General features: G+C 32.6%; 12 protein-coding genes. 8 read left to right on the forward strand and 4 right to left on the reverse strand.

What is annotated here, in order from left to right; all coding sequences use genetic code 11:
* Positions 1-71 precede the first annotated feature (71 nt).
* From KQA_RS0207575 to KQA_RS0207585, 3 genes are all read right to left on the reverse strand, one after another.
* Complete coding sequence (locus tag KQA_RS0207575) at positions 72-3,806, reverse strand: two-component regulator propeller domain-containing protein (protein ID WP_010179706.1); 3,735 nt, start codon at positions 3,804-3,806, stop codon at positions 72-74.
* A 159-nt stretch (positions 3,807-3,965) separates the two neighbouring features.
* Complete coding sequence (locus KQA_RS0207580) at positions 3,966-4,859, reverse strand: metallophosphoesterase family protein (RefSeq protein ID WP_010179708.1); 894 nt, start codon at positions 4,857-4,859, stop codon at positions 3,966-3,968.
* A 129-nt stretch (positions 4,860-4,988) separates the two neighbouring features.
* Positions 4,989-5,528 carry a DUF3347 domain-containing protein gene (locus KQA_RS0207585; protein ID WP_010179709.1) on the reverse strand — a complete coding sequence of 180 codons (540 nt, stop codon included), beginning with the start codon at positions 5,526-5,528 and terminating at the stop codon, positions 4,989-4,991.
* A 198-nt stretch (positions 5,529-5,726) separates the two neighbouring features.
* Between KQA_RS0207585 and purH the strand changes: the two genes are divergently transcribed.
* The 8 genes from purH (at position 5,727) to KQA_RS0207625 (ending at position 17,583) form a co-directional block, all read left to right on the forward strand.
* The gene (gene purH / locus KQA_RS0207590) at positions 5,727-7,262 is read left to right on the forward strand and encodes a bifunctional phosphoribosylaminoimidazolecarboxamide formyltransferase/IMP cyclohydrolase (RefSeq protein ID WP_010179710.1); all 1,536 of its coding nucleotides are present in this window, start codon (positions 5,727-5,729) and stop codon (positions 7,260-7,262) included.
* Between the two features lie 248 nt (positions 7,263-7,510).
* Positions 7,511-8,539 (forward strand): rod shape-determining protein, encoded by a 1,029-nt coding sequence (locus KQA_RS0207595; RefSeq protein ID WP_010179711.1) that lies wholly within the window; start codon positions 7,511-7,513, stop codon positions 8,537-8,539.
* A 14-nt stretch (positions 8,540-8,553) separates the two neighbouring features.
* The gene (mreC, locus tag KQA_RS0207600) at positions 8,554-9,381 is read left to right on the forward strand and encodes a rod shape-determining protein MreC (protein WP_010179712.1); all 828 of its coding nucleotides are present in this window, start codon (positions 8,554-8,556) and stop codon (positions 9,379-9,381) included.
* Positions 9,374-9,877 (forward strand): hypothetical protein, encoded by a 504-nt coding sequence (locus KQA_RS0207605; RefSeq protein WP_010179713.1) that lies wholly within the window; start codon positions 9,374-9,376, stop codon positions 9,875-9,877. The genes mreC and KQA_RS0207605 overlap by 8 nt, the downstream gene beginning before the upstream one ends.
* A 15-nt stretch (positions 9,878-9,892) precedes the next feature.
* Positions 9,893-11,758 (forward strand): penicillin-binding protein 2, encoded by a 1,866-nt coding sequence (gene mrdA / locus KQA_RS0207610; RefSeq protein ID WP_010179714.1) that lies wholly within the window; start codon positions 9,893-9,895, stop codon positions 11,756-11,758.
* Between the two features lie 2 nt (positions 11,759-11,760).
* Positions 11,761-13,017 carry a rod shape-determining protein RodA gene (gene rodA / locus KQA_RS0207615; RefSeq protein WP_010179715.1) on the forward strand — a complete coding sequence of 419 codons (1,257 nt, stop codon included), beginning with the start codon at positions 11,761-11,763 and terminating at the stop codon, positions 13,015-13,017.
* An 82-nt stretch (positions 13,018-13,099) separates the two neighbouring features.
* The gene (locus tag KQA_RS0207620; RefSeq protein ID WP_010179716.1) at positions 13,100-13,984 is read left to right on the forward strand and encodes an ABC transporter ATP-binding protein; all 885 of its coding nucleotides are present in this window, start codon (positions 13,100-13,102) and stop codon (positions 13,982-13,984) included.
* 17 nt (positions 13,985-14,001) lie between these two features.
* Positions 14,002-17,583: a M1 family aminopeptidase gene (locus KQA_RS0207625; RefSeq protein ID WP_010179717.1), complete on the forward strand. Its 3,582-nt coding sequence runs from the start codon at positions 14,002-14,004 to the stop codon at positions 17,581-17,583.
* A gap of 83 nt (positions 17,584-17,666) precedes the next feature.
* Here the strand turns inward: KQA_RS0207625 and KQA_RS20985 are convergent.
* Positions 17,667-17,741 (reverse strand): hypothetical protein (locus KQA_RS20985; protein WP_394330915.1); only part of this gene is annotated, 75 nt, incomplete at its 5' end.

Here is a 17,741-nt window from a genome sequence, read left to right on the forward strand (position 1 = left end):
AAATCACCTGCCTTTAATATCAAATAGGGGTACTTTTGTTACAGTAACATTTAACTAACTCGAGAGTAATCCTAAATTAACTCATGTACTGCATTTGATTGCTCTTTAAAAACCTTAGGACTCACTCCGTATGACTTTTTAAACATACGCCCAAAGTATTTTGAATCATTATAGCCACATTCAAAACTTATTTCTGATATGTTTAATTTTTTGTTTCTTAAAAGGAAGGCTGCTTTTTGTAAGCGTAAAGAGCTTAATACATCCGATGGTGATTTCCCGGTAAGCTCTTTAAACATTCGGTAACATTTTATTCGTGATATTCCTTGTATGGATATTAACTTTTCGATATTGAATGAGGGGTTCGAAAGTTCCTTTTTTATAATTTCAACACTCTGCTTTAATAGCTTTTCATTAGCCGTGAGTAAGTCATCATCTTCAGTTAAAATTTTTAAAATTTCTTCGTTAAATTTATTTTCAATCTTATTCTCTTCATTATTATCAATTAAGGCTAAAATCTTATTCCTAATATAAACATCACTGGTAGGCAACTGAATAACTTCATCAATATTAAAAACCATTGATTTTTCTAGTAGCTCATAATTAATTTCTTCCGATATGTATAGTACAGGTATTTTCTTATTTCCACTTTTTTTAATGTTTGTTTTTAGAAAGGAGACCAATTCTTTATCAAAAATTGACTGATAAAGAACTAAAGCATCAATAGTTACCTGTTTTATAACCGATAATAAATCCCCTATAGTATTTTCAAAAATCAAATTATCTGCTTCATTTTCCAACAACTGGTTAGCGACACTAAAATTTGTTTTTTCTGCAAAAACTAAAATAGTATTCTTGTTTAACGAAAGCTGTTCGCTTAAATCAAGATGTTTCCATGATATGATTTCTTTTGTTTTTTCTACAGAAGTGATTAAAGCTACAGGAATTTGTAAGGTTGCTTTAAATTGATCATTAATTTGTGTGGCAAAATCGCCTTCTAAATCAGCAACTAAAATTTTAAAAGCCTTAAAGTAAGGACTAAAACTACTTATACTACACCAATTATTAATTAAAACCTTACTATTGGAAAGTATCCTAAAGTGAATAGCGCCTTCTCGATAAGTTAATTGGACAACTAAATTTGTATGTATATCCGAATATTTAATTAAGTCATTAAATAAATATTGAAAAAGTAATTTGAAGCGTAATAAATCAATTTCTACCCACCCTATATCGGTACTAATTTGTGCTTCAAAATTGACCTTATTCCCTTTTAGTTTCTCCCCTAGCCTTTTTACAATTTCATTAATTACAGGTTGGATATTAACTAGGACATTTTTTTTAGCACCAATATCTTTGATGTAATCCAGATTGTTCCACTGAGAAATTAAATCAATTATTTTCCCCGATTGATTTAATAATTGTTCTCTAACATGTAATTCATCCTTTACCTTATATGAAGCTTTTATAATTTTGGATACCGGCTTTTGAAATTCTGACAATACAAATGTTTTAAAAGCCTCTATCTCAAAATCTTGATTTTTTAAATTATGATGAAGTTGAAGTAATTGCTCTTTTTGTGATAAAATTTCTTGATTTTTCTCATCTAGTATTGAATTCACTTTAAGCAAATCTTCTTTTTGATTATGAATTACTTGGGTACGTTCTACTATTTGACTTTCTAATTTTTGCTGTTGAATACGATTCCTTTTATTTTTTAACTGTAAAAAAACAAAGGTTCCTCCAACAAAAAAGAATAATGCAAACAGATAAAAATTAGTGGTTTCATAAAAAGACTTTTCTACCGTAATTCCAAAAACATGTTCCTTAGTTGGGGCATTAGTATCTCTAATAAAAAAATCATATTTCCCCGAAGGTAAATCTTCATATAATAGCTCCTTCTTTGCAGTAGCTGACTTCCAATGTTGATCAAATCCTTCTAACTTATAATAAAAAGTTGCTGTATGAGTGCTAGGGAATACCACTGGAGTAATCGTTATTTTAAAATCATTCTGTTCATGTTTGCGCACAATCCTTTTTAAAAACTCATTTTCTCCTGCAAGCCTTACCTTAATTTTTGATTTATTTTTACTAAAATTAACTGACTTTGGATTAAAATAAATAAGTCCATTTATTCCTCCAAAATATAGCCCCCCTTTCGGGTCTCGGTAATAAGCTCCTTCGGAAAACTCCTTTACTGCTATACCGCCATCGGCGGTAATGGGCTTTACACTAAAATTATTTTTATCAATATAAGCAATACCCTTTGTGGTGGTAACCCAAATTTTATCATCGCCTGCTAACACCCCATAAACCAAATGACTGGGTAAGCCTTCTTTTTCTGTTATTTTTTTAAGAATCCCTTTTTTTTTGTTATAAATAGTTATCCCCCCTAATGAGGCTATCCAGTAGTTTTCATTTAATTCATCAACCAAAATTGAAAAGACACTATTCCCCAACACGCCATCTTGCTCACTAATTTTAGTTGTTTTTTTATGTTTTACATCAAAAAAAATAACTCCTTGTTGTTCTGTAGCAATAAGCAATGTACCCTTGTGTTTTTTTATATTTCTTATATGGTAGGAGCTTAACAATTCTTGCCCTTCAAATGCTTCAAAAGTATTTTTTTGTAAATTATACTTACTAAGCCCTCCCCAACCGGCTACCCACAATTGTTTTTCATTATCCTCATAAAAAGAATAACACCTATTGTTTGCATAATTTGGAATTGTATTGGCATCATATAATGTATATTTTTTGTCTTTAATTTTTATTACTCCTCCATAAGTACCTACCCAGATCGATCCATCGGATGTAAAACTCAGCGTTCGTATACGCTCCCAATCTTGATTTTTTTTACTTTCATTAATTTCAAATTTGATATAACACTGGTGTGTAACATCATAATAAAATAGTCCTTTTGTATAGTAACCTAACCAAATAATCCCCTGCTTATCTGTAGTAATCGCACGAATAGTTTCGTTAGGTAGGTGTGGATATTTAGTTGGGTGATGCGCTACGGTTGATATTTGATCCGAGTCTTTATAAGCCATACTCAACCCTCCATCTTTTTGAGCTAACCAAATATTCCCAAAATAATCTTTATGTAATTTTTCAATCTCATTACTATTTAAACTATGAGAAGCATAGTTATCATGTAGGTAATGATCTATTTTATTATTATCGAAATTTTCTACATTATTAGGGAGTATAAATAATCCATTTCTTCGAGTAGCAAACCAAATATTGTTCTTGTCATCCTGTAATACATCATTAATAATAACATCAGGATATTTTGTATGAAGAATTCCTTTAAAAAAAGCACTATTATTATGATTGATTTCATTAAAATCTGCTAAAACAAATGCTGTCCCCGTAAATTTATAAGACTGGTTTTTACCAAAAACAAAAATGCTTCCTTCATGTGATTTTTGAATTTTTGAAGGTGTAAAATTGAATTGAAAATGTTGAAATGTGTGATCCCCTAGATACCTACTCACTTTTCCTTCGCCAGTAATTACCCAAATACTCCCCTCTTTATCTTTTTCAATGTTAGCAATGTAATTCCCTCCAATGGAATTTTCATTGGTCTCATCATGTTTAAAAACTACAAAATCATATCCATCGTAATAGTTTAAACCATCCCATGTCGCGATCCATAATCCACCATCATTATCATTTTCTATATCTACTACCGAATTATTTGATAGCCCATTATCTGTGGTGAAATTTTCAAATTTTATGTATTGACAATAAGCTTGATTAAATACCAACAAAGCATAGAAAATGTAGACTAATACATTTTTCATTTTAGATTTTTAATAATCTAAGCTACCTAGTCATTGTTAATTGAACATTAATCACATATTAAATTAACCACTACAATACCCCACAAAGGCTACAACTCATTTTATATAGCTGAACATCTAGTTATTACCCAAAACTGTATTCTAACTTTTAATTCGATTTTAAAAATTAAAATCAGTTAATTTTTGTGGCCCTTCCAAAAGCACTCTAATAATTTTTAGTACGCCATCCTTAGTAGTGGCAATTTGCCATTTAATTAATGAGATTTCTCCATTTACAATTTCTAAACCCGTTATGGCTCTTGGATGTACACAACTACCGGTATTAAATAAAGGAATTTGATTTTTTTCAGGAAAACGCGGTCGGTGGGTATGTCCAATTATAGTAACTACTTTTCCAATTTGACCAATCCATTTTCTGGTTCTTCGTTCCACTTTTATAGTTTCACTATAATTTTTTGCAGGGCTTGTTGGATCATAAATACCGATTACCTGTAATGGCCTCCAAAGTACTCGTACCATAAACCGATTAAAACGCCAAGCTACATAATTCATAAAATCTGCTTGGTGACCATGTGTTAAAAACAATTCTTGCCCCGTTTGGGTATGTTTAAAAACAATAGCTTCTTCAAATTGAACTCCGGGTAAAAGTGATTTTTTTGTATTTGTTTTTCGATCAAAATACGTGTCCCAATATTTTTTTACCACATTGGGTTTACGGTATATCATATCATGGTTTCCCCATATAAGCTGAAATCTTCCTGCTTCATAAAATTTTTTAAATAATAAATACACATTTTCATGTGCTCTAAAAATTTCATTAAACGATCTATTTTCCCATAATTCATCACCATCACCTAATTCACAGTAAGTAAAACCTTGATCAAAATAATGACTAAGTGCATGAAAATAAATATTCTTATTCCTAGCAAAGTCATCCGCAAAACTATTATCCCCTCGGTGACAATCACTGAACAAGATAAGCTTCGAAGTATCATCAAAAGATAGTTTTTTAGCATTTTTAAATGCTCTAGAAAGCCTAGACTGCGAAGACATATATGAGGTTAGAGGTTAGAGGTTAGAGGTTAGAGGTTAGAGGGCAACAAATCCTTGATCTTTTTATTGTTTGATAATTTACATTTTTTAACAACACAAAAACTGACAACCGACAACTCACAACTAAAATTACTGAAGCACCTTTACCACTTCGCCACACTTTAGCATTTGATCACCAAAATAAGGATTACGAACTTGATCACTATCTGATAGCCAATAGCCTCCTTTACCTTCAAAAGCCATTGGACAAAATTGTTGGTAAAGCTTACCGCTTTTAACATCATCCTTTAAAATTGAAGTTACCTCATCGGTTAATCCAACAAAAAATTCTCGTTGTTTTTTTATATCATTTTCTGCTGCGATAAGAATCGCTACTTGTCTAGCTCTGGCATATAATGAATCTGTAACAAACAACTTACTAAACTTATCTGCCTCTTTTTTTGTTTGTTTTGCATTCGTATTTACTAGCGCAGCTTTAAGCAACAAATAATGTTCATATAATGCTTTATTTTGAGGCGTATTAAACACCACTGCCGTTTTTGTTTTGGTCCTATTCAAATCTTTATCTGCGGCGGCTTCAATTGGTGGCACTCCACGTTGATCTTCTTTCTTTTTACAAGAAAAAATTAACAAACAACTTACTACAATTACACTAAAACAAATTCTCATTTTCTAACTATTTAGTCTCTAATTAACTATTTTGGTGGCATATACTTTATCATAATTATCCCAAAATACCATACAAATTAGACTCAGATTATCCTTTGATTCAAATATACATCTTTCTTTGAGCAAAATTCAAATGAGAATTAGCATAATTAAATGACAAATACGTAATTTTGCATTCTTAATTTTATCCTATTCACCATGAGCGATTCAAAGACTGTAAAGTCAGCACTTATCTCTGTATTTAGTAAAGAGGGATTGGCCCCAATTGTAAAAAAACTTGACGAACAAGGTGTTACCATTTATTCCACAGGTGGTACCGAAAAATTTATTACTGATCTAGGTATTAAAGTAGTTCCTGTTGAGGATGTGACCAGTTACCCTTCTATTCTAGGAGGTCGTGTAAAAACCCTTCACCCTAAAGTATTTGGAGGTATCCTTAACCGTCAAAACGTTGAAAGTGATGTTGAGCAAATTGCTGAATATGATATTCCTCAAATTGATGTAGTTATTGTTGACTTATATCCTTTTGAAAAAACTGTAGCCTCTGGTGCTCCTGAACAGGATATTATCGAAAAAATTGACATCGGTGGTATCTCTTTAATTAGAGCTGCTGCAAAAAACTTTGCCGATGTAACTTGTGTTGCTTCTGTTAACGACTATGCCGATTTCTTAGAAGTAATTTCGGCTAACAATGGAAGTATTTCATTAAAAGACCGTAAGCGTTTTGCTGCCAAAGCTTTTAATGTTTCCTCGCATTACGATACTGCAATTTTTAATTACTTTAATGCTGAAGCTAAAGAAGAAGTGGTTTTTAAAGCAAGTATTACCGAAGGTAAAACATTACGTTACGGCGAAAACCCACACCAAAAAGGAACATTTTTTGGTGATTTTGAAGCTATGTTCCAAAAATTACATGGAAAAGAGCTTTCATACAACAACCTTTTAGATGTTGATGGTGCTGTAAACCTAATGAATGAATTTAAAGGAGAAGCTCCTACTTTTGCTATTTTAAAACATAATAATGCCTGTGGGTTAGCACAACGCGATACTGTTAAGCAAGCTTACCTTGATGCACTAGCAGGTGATCCTGTTTCTGCTTTTGGAGGTGTTTTAATTAGTAACACTGCTATTGATTTGGCTACAGCCGAAGAAATCCACAAATTATTCTGTGAAGTAGTTATTGCTCCTTCCTATGATGCAGATGCTTTAGAAATTCTTAAAGGAAAGAAAAACAGAATCCTATTAGTTCAAAATGAAATTGAACTTCCTACAGACCAAGTCCGTACCTGCCTAAACGGATTATTAGTACAAGATAAAGACAGTATTACTGATGCTGAAAGCGACTTAAAAGTAGTCACTAAAAAAGCACCAACTGCGCAAGAAATTAAAGATTTACTTTTTGCTTCAAAAATTTGTAAGCACACTAAATCTAATACTATTGTATTTGCTAAAAACAACCAATTATTGGCAAGTGGTTGTGGTCAAACTTCGCGCGTAGACGCATTAACACATGCTGTTGAAAAAGCAAATTCATTTAAATTTGACTTAAAAGGTGCTGCTATGGCTAGTGATGCTTTTTTCCCATTCCCAGATTGTGTTGAATTGGCAGATAAAGCAGGTATTACTTCAGTTATTCAACCTGGTGGATCCATCAAAGATCAATTAAGTATTGATTATTGTGATGCAAATGGAGTGGCTATGGTAATGACAGGAACTAGACATTTTAAACATTAATTACTTCATATATCAATTAAGTTTGAAATAATGCATTTTAAATACATAATTGGTATTACAACTAAAATAAACTCCCTAAAAAAGCTCGAAATATTTTTTTATTTCGAGCTTTTCTTAATTTTGAACCAACTAGTTTAGCATAAATTAGACCAATTTTGTAAACTATATTAAAAATAGGCTTTAAATTTGTGCTAATTTTAGTATTTTTAATGTTTAATACGTTTCACCCCCTTTTTCCATAAAAACGCATGGGTTTTTTTGACTTTCTTACCGAAGAAATTGCTATTGATTTAGGTACAGCCAATACATTAATTATTCATAACGACAAAGTTGTTGTAGATAGTCCGTCTATAGTTGCACGTGATCGGAATAGTGGCAAAATCATTGCTGTAGGTAAAGAAGCCGCAATGATGCAAGGAAAGACACATGAAAATATTAAAACCATAAGACCTTTAAAGGACGGAGTTATTGCCGATTTTGATGCAAGTGAAAAAATGATCAGTATGTTCATTAAAGAAATTCCTGCATTAAAAAAGAAACTTTTTACTCCTTCATTACGTATGGTAATTTGTATTCCTAGTGGAATAACTGAAGTTGAAATGCGAGCGGTAAAAGAAAGTGCAGAACGTGTAAATGGTAAAGAAGTATTTTTAATTCACGAACCTATGGCTGCTGCTATTGGTATTGGTGTTGATATTATGCAACCTAAAGGAAATATGATTGTTGATATCGGAGGAGGTACTACAGAAATTGCAGTTATCGCCCTTGGAGGAATTGTGTGCGATAAATCGGTAAAAATTGCTGGTGATGTATTTACAAATGATATCATTTACTACATGCGTACACAACACAATTTATATGTAGGTGAGCGCACTGCTGAAAAAATAAAAATACAAATCGGTGCTGCTACCGAAGACCTTGAGGTTCCGCCCGAAGAAATGAGTGTTCAAGGACGTGATTTACTTACTGGTAAACCTAAACAGGTACAAATTTCATTTAGAGAAATAGCTAAAGCATTAGACAAATCTATTTTAAGAATCGAGGATGCTGTTATGGAAACATTATCACAAACGCCACCCGAATTAGCTGCCGACATATACAATACAGGTATTTATCTCGCTGGAGGAGGATCAATGCTTAGAGGTTTGGATAAACGACTTTCTCAAAAAACAGATTTACCCGTATACATTGCCGAGGATCCTTTGCGTGCCGTTGTAAGAGGAACAGGAATTACGCTTAAAAATTTGGAACGCTACAAAAGTGTAATCAACAAATAGCATACAATTAAAACATGCAGCAAATAATAAACTTTCTTATCCGATATAGGAATACGCTGCTATTTATTATATTATTTACCATAGCCTTTGGGCTTACCATACAATCCCACAGCTACCATAAAAGTAAATTTATAAGCTCTACCAGCTTTTTAACTGGCGGTTTATTTTCTGTAACAAGTAACATTGATAATTATTTCAGTTTAAAAGCCTATAACAATAGACTTTTAATTGAAAACGCAAAACTTAAAAATGCGCTTCAGCAAAAAGGGATCGATACGACAAGTATTAACACTCTAGCTACAGACAGCTCCGCCACTATCCAATACCATTACAAACCAGCACTAGTAATAAACAATAACTACCACAAGACCAACAATTTTATTACTTTAAACAAAGGTAAAAAAGACAGTATAGATACCGACATGGGAGTGATCACCGATTTAGGTATTGTAGGTATAGTTCAAAAAGCCAGCACCAATTATTCCAGAGTAATTTCTATACTTAACAAAAACTCTCGTATAAACGCTAAGCTAAAAAAAACAAATCATTTTGGTTCTTTAGTTTGGAATACTAAGTCACCTAACATTGTCCAATTAATAGACATCCCTAGACTTGCCCCCTTAAAAATTGGAGATACCATAGTTACCGGTGGCCGTTCAACTATTTTTCCAAAAGGAATCCTTATTGGTGCCATTAAAGATTTTCAACTTGATACGAATGAAAGTTACTACACCGTTAATATCAAATTATTTAATGACATGACCAATATTGGGTTTGTTAATGTTATTGAAAACAAAAATGCCACAGAAATAAAGGCCATTGAAAAACAGACTAATGAATAATACCATTACACTAAATATAGTCCGCTTTTTAAGCCTTGCATTAATGCAAGTTGTTATTTTTAATAAGATATTGCTATTTGGATACATTAACCCCTATCCATATATTATTTTCATTTTACTCTACCCTATTCAAAATCAACCTTGGATATTCCTTATTTCAAGTTTTATGTTAGGACTTACATTAGATATGTTTGGTAACTCTGGAGGCTCGCACGCTGCAGCATGTCTACTAATAAGTTATTTAAGACCTTTTATACTTGAAAATTGCTTTGGACTTAACTACATTCATCAAAATCTTAAATTAAACAACGCTCCATTTAAACAATTGGTCATATACGTTGTTTTAATGTGTTTCATACATCATATTACCTTATTTAGTTTTGAAGTTTTTGAGCTACGTTATATAAACTTCGTACTATCACAAACTTTAGGTGCTGGAATATTTTCTATTGCAACTATTTTGCTTAGCTTATCGTTATTTAGGAAAGGAAATTAATCCAAGAATATTGGCATGAGAAAACTCCTTTTACTTATTATTATTATAGTTACAGCAATAGGATTTACTGCTCGTTTATTCTATTTACAAATTTATGATACCTCCTACGAAAATTTATCCCGAAATAACGCGGTAAAAATTTTATACGACTACCCTCAACGCGGGTATTTATTTGACAGAAATAACAAATTGCTTGTAGCCAACCAACCCTCCTATGACGTTATGGCTATACCCCGAGAAATCAAAGCTTTTGATACGCTTGAATTTTGTAAAATTTTAAATACCAAAAAGGAAAAACTTGTCAAGCAACTTAACAAAGCGCGTAATTATTCTAGACAACTACCCTCTGTTATTGTTCCTCAACTAACTAAAAGTGAATATGCCTATTTACAAGAAAAAATGTGGAAGTATGAAGGCTTTTACATTCAAAAACGTTCCTTACGAGATTACAAAACCAAAGCTGCCGCCAACGTACTTGGTTTTATTGGCGAAGTAAACAATCGAATTATAAAAAAACAACCCTATTACAGGTCTGGAGATTTAATTGGTAAACAAGGAATTGAAAGTGCTTACGAAAAAGAATTACGAGGCATAAAAGGAGTTAAATACATACAAAAGGATCGATTAAATAGAGAAATTGCCCCTTACAAAGCAGGAAAGTTAGACACACTCCCTGTCCGTGGTAAAGATCTTCACTTAACCATTGACATTGAATTACAGGAATACGGAAAAAAACTAATGCAAAATAAACGTGGTGGTATTGTTGCTATTGAACCATCAAGTGGAGAAATACTAGCCCTTATCACCGCACCAAGTTACGATCCTGATCTATTGGTAGGAAGAAAAAGATCGACCAATTATACCCGAATGTATTACGACACTATAAGCAAACCACTTTATGACAGAGGGCTGCTTGCCGAATACCCTCCTGGCTCTCCTTTTAAAACTATAAATGCACTTATTGCTTTGGAAGAGGGTGTTATTGCCCCCGAAGATCGTTTTTCATGTTATCATGGATACAAATATGGCAGTCGAGGACGAAAAATGGGATGTCACGCCCACCCAAGCCCCGTAAATCTGACCAAAGGAATAGCCGTTTCATGTAACTCTTATTTTGCCCAAGTATACCGTAAAATCATAGAAAAGTATGAACCTCCTCAAAAAGGATTAGACAACTGGCGTAAACATCTAGAAAGCTTTGGCTTTGGTAATTTCCTAGGATACGACCTTCCACCAGGTAGACCAGGGCGTATACCAAGTGCCGCCTATTATGACAAAGTATATCCTGCTAAAAACTGGAGAGCCACCACCACACTTTCTAATGCTATTGGACAAGGCGAAGTGGTATCTACCCCTATACAATTGGCAAATATGACTGCCGCAATTGCCAACAGAGGTTTTTATTACACACCTCACATGCTTAAAAAAATCAACAATACAAAAATTACCGAACCAAAGTTTACGACTAAAAAACACACCACAATTAGTCCGATTCATTTTGAAAAAGTAATCGAAGGTATGGAACAAGTATTCACCAAAGGTACTGCCAGTTTTTTACAAGTTCCAGGAATTTCAATTTGCGGAAAAACAGGTACTGCAGAAAACTTTACTAAAATAGACGGCAAGCGTACTCAATTAACTGATCACTCTATTTTTATAGCTTTTGCTCCAAAAAATAATCCTCAAATCGCTTTAGCTGTTTTTGTAGAAAATGGATATTGGGGAGCTCGATATGCCGGAAGGATTTCTAGTTTAATGATTGAAAAATATATCAAAAAAGAAATCACTTTAAAACGCATGGAAGAATGGGTTTTAAATCATAGTCTAGAAGAAGAATACGCCAAACCTTATAGTGGAGAACCATTTAAAATTAATCAATAAATATGGCTAAATCAAACTTGGGAAATATCGATTGGATATCCATACTTGTTTATTTTTTATTAGTCATATTTGGCTGGATCAACATTTATTCAGCCTCATTAAGTGACGCCGCCACTTCATATTTTGACTTAAATCAACCCTATGGTAAACAAGCCCTTTGGATTGGTCTGAGTATGATATTCATCATTATCATTTTAGCCACAGAGAGTAAATTTTTCGAACGCTTTTCCAGTATAATTTATATGGTTTCTTTAGTCAGCTTATTGGGCCTATTTATTTTTGGAAAAACAATATCTGGAGCCACATCTTGGTATGTATTTGGAGGCATTAGCATTCAACCTTCAGAATTTGCTAAAGCAGCAACTGCTTTGGCATTAGCAAAATACATTAGTGACTTGCAAACCAATATGAAGCACTTTAAACACCAAGCCAAAGCCCTTTTAATTTTAGCTTTACCTGCACTTTTAATTATGGGACAGCCCGATGCTGGAAGTGCCTTGGTGTACGCTGCTTTTATTTTCACCATGTATAGAGAAGGTATTGCAGGTTTGTATTTATTTTTAGGTTTTTTAGCAATTAGTGTATTTGTACTCACACTTCTTTTTAATGCTACCACAGTTATAATATGCAGTAGTATTATCGCTATTTGCATTTACTTTCTTACCAAAAAGAAAAAGAATCTAATTTCTAAATTAGTAATCTACACTATTGGAATAAGTCTATTTAGTTTTTCAGTAAACTATGTATTTAACCATGTATTCAAACAACATCACCGTGATCGTTTTAATATTGTTTTAGGAAAAGAAGTTGATGCTAAAGGGATTGGCTACAATACCGATCAAAGTGAAATTGCTATTGGAAGTGGCGGTTGGTTTGGAAAAGGCTGGACCGAAGGCACTCAAACCAAAGGAGGCTTTGTACCTGAGCAACATACCGATTATATTTTTAGCACTGTTGGTGAAGAATGGGGCTTTGTTGGCAGTGTATTTGTTATCATTCTTTTCAGCATTTTAATTATCCGCGCCCTATTTATTGCCGAAAGGCAAAAAAGTCAATTCAATAGGGTGTATTGCTACTCTGTTGCCAGTATCTTATTCATCCATTTCTTTGTAAATATCGGAATGGTTATAGGAATAGTGCCCACAGTAGGTATACCCTTGCCTTTTTTTAGCTACGGAGGCTCCGGCTTATGGGGATTTACCATGCTTGTTTTTATTATGGTTAAATTGGATTCCGATCGAATGACTAGTAACTTTTAACCAACCACTAATTTCTTAGATCTCTATACTTAAGTATTTTGTACATTAGAGGGAATTAATTGTTCATTACATTAACCATCTTATGCACAAACTTAAAATTGAAAATTTAGCAAAAACCTATCCTAATAATGTAAAAGCACTAAACAATATTTCTATAGAGATTACCAATGGAATGTTTGGTCTTTTAGGTCCAAATGGAGCTGGGAAATCTTCATTAATGAGAACCTTAGCCACACTACAAAAAGCAGATAGTGGTAGCATCACACTTAATGATATAGATGTTATTAATCAGCCAGAAGCTTTAAGAAAAGTATTGGGTTACTTACCTCAGGAATTTGGAGTGTATCCTAGGATAACTGCGGCACAATTGCTTGATCATTTAGCTATTTTAAAAGGGATTACTAATTCCAAAAAAAGAAAGGAATTAGTTAACTATTTATTAGACAAAGTTAATTTATATGAAAAACGCAACAAAAGCGTAAAAGGGTTTTCTGGAGGAATGAAACAACGTGTTGGCATAGCCCAAGCTTTAATTGGCAACCCAAGTTTAATAATAGTTGACGAGCCTACAGCCGGTTTAGATCCAAGTGAAAGAAATAGATTTTATAATTTATTAGCAGAAGTTGGCGAAGAAGTTATTGTAATCTTATCCACGCACATTGTTGATGATGTTAGAGAGCTTTGTACCAAAATGGCCATTATGAATCTGGGCAACATAGTGTATCAAGGATCACCTCAACATGCCATCAATGATTTGGATGGCAAAATTTATCAAAAAATTGTATCTCGAGATAACTTGAAAGAATATGCCAACAATTATACTTTAATTTCAAACAAAATGGTTGGGGGACAACCTTTAATTCATATTTATAGCGAAACAAATCCTTATGAAGGCTTTGAACAAGTTAAACCTAATTTGGAAGATGTTTTCTTTTCCAAAATTAACACACAAAACGCTTTAGTTTAACCCTCAACCTTACGATTATGTTTTATATTTTTTTTGCAAAAGAGCTTAAAGCTGCTCTTAAGCAACCCATGATATATGTTTTTTTTGTCCTTATTAGTCTGCTAACATTTGGAGCTGTTGTAAGTGATCATGTTTCCATAGGAGGATCTGTTGGTAATGTTTATAAGAACGCCCCGCACGTTATTAGCATTTATACTATTATTTTATCATTTTTTGGATTATTAACAGCCACCGCTTTTTTTAATAATGCCGCATTACGCGATTATGCTAATAATTTTGACGAAATACTTTTTAGTGCTCCGCTGTCAAAATCTGGCTATTTCTTTGGACGGTTTTTTGGGGCTTTAATATTATCAACTATTCCACTATTGGGTGTTTTTCTTGGAATTATTATAGGAAGTTACCTAGGACCAATATTTAATTGGATATCACCAGATAGAATAGGTGGCTTTCAACTCATGACATTTGTAAAAAATTACTTTATTTTTATTTTACCCAATATGTTTATTGCTGGTGCGATCATATTTGGAATGGCTAACAAATGGAAAAGTACCGTTATTTCATTTGTAGGCTCTTTACTAATAGTGATTGGTTATATTATTTCGCTTAATATCATTTCAGATGTAGAAAATGAAAGCATAGGTGCGCTCACAGACATATTTGGCTTAAACACCTACAACACTCAAACCAAATACTATACTGTTATAGAAAAAAACAGCTTAAATCCATCTTTAACAGGTTTTCTACTAATTAATAGAATTGTCTGGTTGGGATTGTCTGTAATTATTTTGATAATTTCTTTTTTCAGTTTTTCATTTCATAAAAAAAATAAAAAAGAAAAAGCGCTTAAAAAGAAAATTGAAACTTCAAATACTGTTTTTACACTTCCTAAAATACAACAAGCTTACACAATACGTACGCATTGGGATCATTTTAAGAGTTTCTTTTTTATTAATTTTTTGAGCATTTTTAAAAATGTCACCTTTAAAATTTTACTATTATTTAGTCTTATAATTTTAATTTCAAACCTCATTTCTGGATACGAATACTATGGTTTACAGAGTTACCCGGTAACTTATAAAATTATAGATACCATCAAAGGAACTTCTTTTTTTATCTTAATTATAATCGTGTTTTTTTCGGGTGAATTAATTTGGAGGGATCGTGATTACAAAATTAATGAAGTGATAGATGCTACTCCGCATACTTCTCTAATTTCATTAGTTGCCAAAACGCTTTCATTGGTGGCTATAGCTTCTTTACTTCGTATATTTTTTATTATCTGTGGTATTTTATATCAACTTGGCAAAGGTTATTATCGTATAGACCTTAATACTTATATTTTTGATTTTTTGTATGTGGATTTAAGCAGCTACTTTATTTTTAGTGGCATAATGATCTTGATTCAAGTACTCTGCAAAAACAAGTATATTGGATATTTTATATCTATTTTAATACTATTTATACTTGACACATTACTTTTCGCTTTTGATATTGAATCTAACATGATGTACATTGGAGGAAGACCTAATCTTTTGTTTTCTGATATGAATTCATTTGGCCCTTCTCTAAAAAGAGCATTGTGGTTTAATACATATTGGTTACTATTAGCTACTATATGCTTATCCATTGCTGGTTTATTATGGAATCGCGGAAAAATGGAATCCTTAAAAAACAGAGTATCTGTAGGGCTAAAGCAAATAAGTACAGGTTACAAAATTTTCTTTTTAGGCATAATCACCACTTGGTTACTTGTTGCCGGATTTGTGTATTACAATACACAGCTATTAAACAAAATGCCTACTGCTGATGAAATAGAATTATCACAGGTAGATTATGAAAAAAAATACAAGAAGTTTGAGAAAATTAATTTACCTAAATTAAAAGACATCAATTATTTTGTTGATATTTTTGCCTACAAAAGAAATGTAATTGCTAAAGCAAAAGCTACACTTGCAAATGAATCCGATACTGCAATTGATTCTATTCATTTTAATATTCATCAAAATTGGGAAACCGAAATTCTTATTCCAGATTCGGAATTGATTTTAGATGACAAAGAATTAGGTTATCAGATTTATAAGTTAAATAACCCGTTGCAGCCTAATCAAGAAATTCCTTTAGAAATTAACGTAAAATACCTTACCAAAGGTTTTGAAAACAATAATGAATTGACCAGTATTGTTGCCAACGGTACTTTTTTAAATAACAGCACTGTATTTCCTACTATTGGTTATTCTTCTGGAGCAGAACTTAGTGATAAAAATTTGAGAAAAAAATACGGATTACCAAAAAAAGAAATCATGCCCAAATTGCAAGCTAATTGTTCTACTCATTGCATGCGTAATTATATTTCTAATGGAACCTCTGATTTTACTTGCATTGAAACAGTGATATCTACTGCAAATGATCAAATTGCTATTGCTCCTGGTACCTTAGTAAAAAAATGGATAGCTAATAACAGGACCTATTTTCATTATCAAATAGACCATCCTTCTTTAAATTTTGTATCATTTGTTTCGGGCAAATACAAAATAAAAAAACGGGATTGGAACGGTATTGCTTTAGAAGTGTATTACGATCAAAAACACCCACAAAATGTAGTCAAAATGCTGGATGCTGTTGAAAACTCACTAACTTATTACTCCGAAAATTTTGGTCCCTATATGCATAATCAATGTCGGATTATTGAATTTCCTCGTTACAGTACTTTTGCTCAAGCTTTCCCAGGCACTATGCCCTATTCGGAATCTTTGGGTTTTATTGTCAACTTAGAAGATGAAGACAAAAACAATGTAGTAGATGCTGTTATTGCCCATGAAATGGCACACCAATGGTGGGCACATCAAGTTATAGGTGCCCGTATGCAAGGAGCAACCCTGTTTAGCGAAGGTTTTTCTGAATATGCTTCGCTTATGGTGATGAAAAAAAAATCAGGTACTCCTATGAAAATGCGTGAATTCCTCAAATATAATCACGAACGTTATTTGAGAGGTCGAAGTGGAGAATTAAACAAGGAACTCCCTATTTACAAAGTAGAGAATCAACAATACATCCATTACGGAAAAGGTAGTGTAGTATTATATGCCTTACAAGACTATATTGGCGAAGACAAGGTGAACACAGCTATGCGTAATTTTTTAAATGAATTTAAATACAAAAATCCGCCTTATCCAACCTCACTTGATTTTTTAGAATATCTAGAACCTCAAGTTCCCGATTCTTTAAATTATTTAGTCACTGATTTATTGAAAACGATCACATTATATGACAACAGAATAAAAGAAGCTACTTATAAAAAAGTAAACAACGGAAAATACCAAATTTCGATGAAAATAACTGCAAAAAAAATACGAGCAGATTCCATTGGTGTTGAAAAAAACATTCCAATAAACGATTGGATCGATCTGGGTGCTTTTGGGGATGAGGATGAAAAGAGTCTTATTTTTCAAAAACGAGTTAAAATAACAAAACCCGAAATGGATTTTAGTTTTGAAATAGATACAATACCAGCCAAATTAGCTATAGACCCTAGAAGATTATTAATTGACCGTGTTTATAAAGACAACAGCAAAACTGTTGAAGAAATTACGCTATGATTCTATAGAGAAACTACAAAAACAAACGACCTGCAAGTGAAACACTAAACAGGTCGTTTATTTTTTTTCCCGGCATAAGCTTTCTACATAAAACGATAGCCTACCGAAAGTTGAAAATTAAAATTAAAAGTACGCTCATTACCATCTGCACCTACACG

The organism is Aquimarina agarilytica ZC1 (assembly GCF_000255455.1).
GTDB lineage: Bacteria > Bacteroidota > Bacteroidia > Flavobacteriales > Flavobacteriaceae > Aquimarina > Aquimarina agarilytica.

Excerpts from the sequence above, each read along its gene's own strand:
- KQA_RS0207575 (WP_010179706.1), bottom strand. The coding sequence starts at position 3,806 with ATGAAAAATGTATTAGTCTACATTTTCTATGCTTTGTTGGTATTTAAT.
- KQA_RS0207580 (WP_010179708.1), bottom strand. The coding sequence starts at position 4,859 with ATGTCTTCGCAGTCTAGGCTTTCTAGAGCATTTAAAAATGCTAAAAAA.
- KQA_RS0207585 (WP_010179709.1), bottom strand. The coding sequence starts at position 5,528 with ATGAGAATTTGTTTTAGTGTAATTGTAGTAAGTTGTTTGTTAATTTTT.
- purH (WP_010179710.1), top strand. The coding sequence starts at position 5,727 with ATGAGCGATTCAAAGACTGTAAAGTCAGCACTTATCTCTGTATTTAGT.
- KQA_RS0207595 (WP_010179711.1), top strand. The coding sequence starts at position 7,511 with ATGGGTTTTTTTGACTTTCTTACCGAAGAAATTGCTATTGATTTAGGT.
- mreC (WP_010179712.1), top strand. The coding sequence starts at position 8,554 with ATGCAGCAAATAATAAACTTTCTTATCCGATATAGGAATACGCTGCTA.
- KQA_RS0207605 (WP_010179713.1), top strand. The coding sequence starts at position 9,374 with ATGAATAATACCATTACACTAAATATAGTCCGCTTTTTAAGCCTTGCA.
- mrdA (WP_010179714.1), top strand. The coding sequence starts at position 9,893 with ATGAGAAAACTCCTTTTACTTATTATTATTATAGTTACAGCAATAGGA.
- rodA (WP_010179715.1), top strand. The coding sequence starts at position 11,761 with ATGGCTAAATCAAACTTGGGAAATATCGATTGGATATCCATACTTGTT.
- KQA_RS0207620 (WP_010179716.1), top strand. The coding sequence starts at position 13,100 with ATGCACAAACTTAAAATTGAAAATTTAGCAAAAACCTATCCTAATAAT.
- KQA_RS0207625 (WP_010179717.1), top strand. The coding sequence starts at position 14,002 with ATGTTTTATATTTTTTTTGCAAAAGAGCTTAAAGCTGCTCTTAAGCAA.